The organism is Frankia sp. CoWAU3 (genome assembly GCF_977971855.1).
In genome coordinates, this window is record NZ_CDWWXB010000046.1 from 1 (window position 1) to 3850 (window position 3850).

Here is a 3850-nt window from a genome sequence, read left to right on the forward strand (position 1 = left end):
ATAGCCACTTAACGCAACAGGACGTCACACCACGCGACCTTCGCGCAGCCCTGGGTCTCCTGGTCTGCTCCTCGGGGTCAGCAGCTTCGCTGCCAGATCAGCGCCTTGGCGAGGGCGCCCCACTCGTAGGCGATCGCATAAGGCCATTCCCGGAGGCGACGCGGACCGACCACAGTGACCCGCAGATCACCGTGGAAGCAACGGCTGATACGGATGCGGGCGCGGGTGTCCTGCGCGCGGCCGGTGACGAAGAGGATCCTGGTCCAGCCATGTCGGGCGGCGAGCTCAGCGGCGGCCCGCGCCTCGCCCCGCGTGGTCACCGGGTGCGGAGAAAAGCAGATCACCTCCGCCTTCGGTGCCTCGTGGGCCGAGCACCCCCGAGTCCCTGGGATGGACATCACGAGGACGGGAGCGTAACCGGTACGGGCCAACTCGATCGCCTTGCCGGTTCTGTCCCCCGGACCCGCCAACATGACGATGGCGTCCGCCTGGACGGGCACGTCGGCGGCGGGGAATACGAACAGCCGAAGGGTAAGCGCGGTGAAACCTGCCAGGAACACCGCGAACAGCATCACGATGAGCCGGCGTCGCCCCGCTCGTCCCCGCCGGTGGCGCGCAGCCCGGCCCGCCCCCGGCGGGGGACCGGATGACCCCCGCTCACCGGCCGGCGGTGACGACGCAGCGGAAACCACACCGTCATTCAAACATGCCGGTGTCCGACCACGACCGAGGAAATCGTCGGTGCCCGAGGACCCCGGCCGGTCCCGAACGCCCATCTGTCGGTATTTCTCCTGACCACGGGTTCTCCGTTTTCCGGGCCGGGCTAGAGCTCTCTCAACAAAGTCGCGAACCGGCCGGCCTGAGCTTCCGTGTTCAGGCGATGCTCCACGTCCAGGCGGGCGGCCGCACCGAGCGCGGCCGCCCGGTCCGGGTCGAGCACCAGATGCACGACCGCTTCAGCGAGCGCATCGGTGTCGTAGGGCGGGACGAGAATCCCGGTACGGCCGTGATCGACGTAGTCCCGGATGCCGGGGGTATCGGTCACCACGACGGGACGACCACTGGCCATCGCCTCCAGCACGACGGTTACGCCGCTCACGTGAAGATTGGGCCGGAGGCAGACGACCACCATCGACGCGGCCCTGTACAGATCGCTCACCTCGGGAAGAGTAAGACGGTTCCGACGCCGGCCGAGCCACGGTGGCACGGCCACGTTTCGGGCTGTCACCAGCTCGAGTCTCAGCTCCGCCAGCCTCAGCTCCGCCAGCCTGCTCCGCCCCTGGGGCAGGCCGCGGATCAACGTTTCGAAGTCGCGTTGCCGATCATTTCCGACACTCACCACAAGCCCTTTCTTCGGAGGGTTGACAGAGGCCCGGAAAAATGTGGAGTCGACCCCGAACAGGATATGCGAGAAACGTCTTTCAGAAATGCCCAGCTGCGTTCGGAGCGGCGGAATCTGGGCGGTGGAAAGCGTAAATATCCGGCTGGACCTTCGCAGGGCACAACGGGCGATCTTCAGCGAGCCGGGCCGTCGACCGGCGACATCGGCCAGCCAGATCACGCCGGTCACGACGGGGGGGTGGTTTCGCGTTCCCGCCATCAGCGCCGCCGGGACCCCGACCCGCTCGTCCCAGCACAAGACGACGTCCGAGCCGCGGACCGTTCGGCGGGAGGCCGCGGTCTCCACCCACTCATAGCCGCCGAAAATACGCGGACCACGAACGAAGAACGCGTCCCGGGATACCCGCAAGCTAACCGGGGAGACTTTCACTGAATAGCGCGCCAACCGGTCGAACCCATACGGAAGAGCGTCCGGAACCTCGCCGCGACCGTGACGCTCGCGCCACTTGTTCGCGTCAAGGCCGCCGCTGTAGTGAAGCGCAAGATTACATTCGACCATTAGTCCACCTAAGTTCTGGTAATTCACGAGAGTTCTCATCGCCAGCGCCGGGCGTCACCACGGGAAGTGTCGTCGGGTCCCCACGCACGCGCCCGGTCCGGTCACGATGGTCTACCGTGTGTGCCGCCCGCCTACCTGAATACGACTGCGTCGCGCGGGCCGGCGCCGGCCTGGGGTGATCAGACCGTGGATTTTGTCATGCAACAGTCAGATCGCGCCGACCGGGTGAGCGGAAAAACCCCCGCCACCCCGGCGCACTATAAGCATGCGCGCGCAAGCGTCGTCATTCCGGCCTGTAACGAGGCAGCCGTGATTGGCCGCTGCCTTGACCGGCTCGCCGACGGTGCCGCCCCCGAGGACCTGGAGATCGTCGTGGTCGCCAACGGCTGCTCCGACGAGACCGCCCGTCGGGTCCGCGACCGAGGTGTCCGCTGCGTGGAGACCGCGAAGGCCGGCAAGGCGGCCGCGCTGAACCTTGGCGACGCCGAGGTCACCACCTTCCCGCGATTCTATGTGGACGCCGACCTGGAGGTGTCCGGCGCCGACCTGCTACGGGTGGCCGACGTGCTGCGGACCGGCCCGGCGCTGGCCGCATCACCGCGCCTGACAATCCGTCTTGCCGGCACGAGCCGTGTAGTACGCGACTACTACCGCATCTGGCTGCGGCTGCCCTATGTGCGCAACGGCCGAATCGGTGGGGTCATCGGAGTGAGCGAGCAGGGCCGGGCCTGTTTCGATCGTTTCCCGGACGCAATCGCGGATGACTTCTTCCTCTATCACCGGTTCGCACCGGATGAGCGATCCACGGTCGACGGCACCTGTTTCGTCGTACATCCGGCCCGGACCGCACGCGACCTCGTTCGACAAAAGAGCCGGGTTTTCGCCGGCAACGCCCAACTGCGCGCCCTCGGGCTGGCGCCCGCGGGCGGTTCCACGAAGGATGGTCGTGGCATCGTCGGCGGGTCCGTGGACTGGCTCAGGGTGGTCCGCGCCGAGCCCCGCCTGCTCGGCGCGACGCCGGCGTACCTCGCGGTCTCCACCGTGGCGAAGGTGCTCGCCCGCCGGAAGGTTCGTCGCGGGGACCTCGGCACGTGGGAGCGTGACGGCAGCAGCCGCGGGGGCAGCCCGGCACCGGCACCGTCGACGTCGACGTCGTGTCCCTGACCTTACTTCGGGTCCGGCCACTCATCGGGTCCGGCCACACAGGTCATCGGCTCTGGCCGCACAGGACCACCGGCCGGCCGTTGTCCGCCCAGACGTTCCCGGCACTGAAGAAAGTGCTCCTACCGGCATCGTCGTTGCCCAGCCGGCAGACATTCCAGCGGAAGCCGCGGCCGAAACGGTTGTCCGTCACGCGGAGATTCTTGGCGGCGACCACGAGCGTCGTTCCGCCGGCGTTCAACCAATTGTGGTCGACGACCACGTCACGGTTACCTCCGTTCGCCCACTCCAGAAAGACGACGGCTGTCTGGGTCTTGTCGTACGGGGAGAGGTCGATGTTGTTGCACACCACACTCAGTTTCCGGACGCCGCGGACCTGGATGCCGTCGGTATGGGCCCCTTTCGGCGGCCTTCGGTCGTGGACGTAGTTATGGCGGATGATGACGCCGGAAACCGGTTCGAGCGTGGACGAGATGTGGAATCCGTCGTCGCCACCGGAAAGATTGCTGTACTGGATGACGTGACCGGTGCCACCGCTGATCGCAATCCCACTTGTCGCCACGTGATCGATCAGCACATGGCTTCCGCGCACGCGGATGCCATCGTGGACGATCGAGTTTCTTATCGTTACGTTGTCGGCGTAGATGTCGATGAGTCCGGAGAACTCCTTGTTCTCCAGTACCTGTCCGGGAGTGGCCAGTTTCCCGGCGGGCATCGGCTGGAACCGGGATCCGGGTGCGGGGCCGGTGTTCGAGGCGTCCGGCTTGCGGTCGCAGCCTCGGGCCGCGG

At 66.9% G+C, this 3850-nt stretch carries 4 protein-coding genes; 1 reads left to right on the forward strand and 3 read right to left on the reverse strand.

The window, feature by feature from the left end:
- Positions 1-77: 77 nt before the first annotated feature.
- Complete coding sequence (locus tag AC08ON_RS06825) at positions 78-560, reverse strand: YdcF family protein (protein ID WP_476616645.1); 483 nt, start codon at positions 558-560, stop codon at positions 78-80.
- Positions 561-823: 263 nt separating this feature from the next.
- Positions 824-1939 (reverse strand): glycosyltransferase family 4 protein, encoded by a 1116-nt coding sequence (locus AC08ON_RS06830; RefSeq protein ID WP_476616646.1) that lies wholly within the window; start codon positions 1937-1939, stop codon positions 824-826.
- A gap of 159 nt (positions 1940-2098) precedes the next feature.
- Between AC08ON_RS06830 and AC08ON_RS06835 the strand changes: the two genes are divergently transcribed.
- Positions 2099-3064, forward strand: a complete 966-nt coding sequence (locus tag AC08ON_RS06835; RefSeq protein ID WP_476606860.1) for a glycosyltransferase family 2 protein — start codon at positions 2099-2101, stop codon at positions 3062-3064.
- Between the two features lie 43 nt (positions 3065-3107).
- On the opposite strand, the gene AC08ON_RS06840 is transcribed toward AC08ON_RS06835, so the two are convergent.
- A complete protein-coding gene (locus AC08ON_RS06840; protein WP_476608820.1) occupies positions 3108-3776 on the reverse strand; it encodes a right-handed parallel beta-helix repeat-containing protein in 669 nt (222 codons plus the stop codon).
- Positions 3777-3850 lie beyond the last annotated feature (74 nt).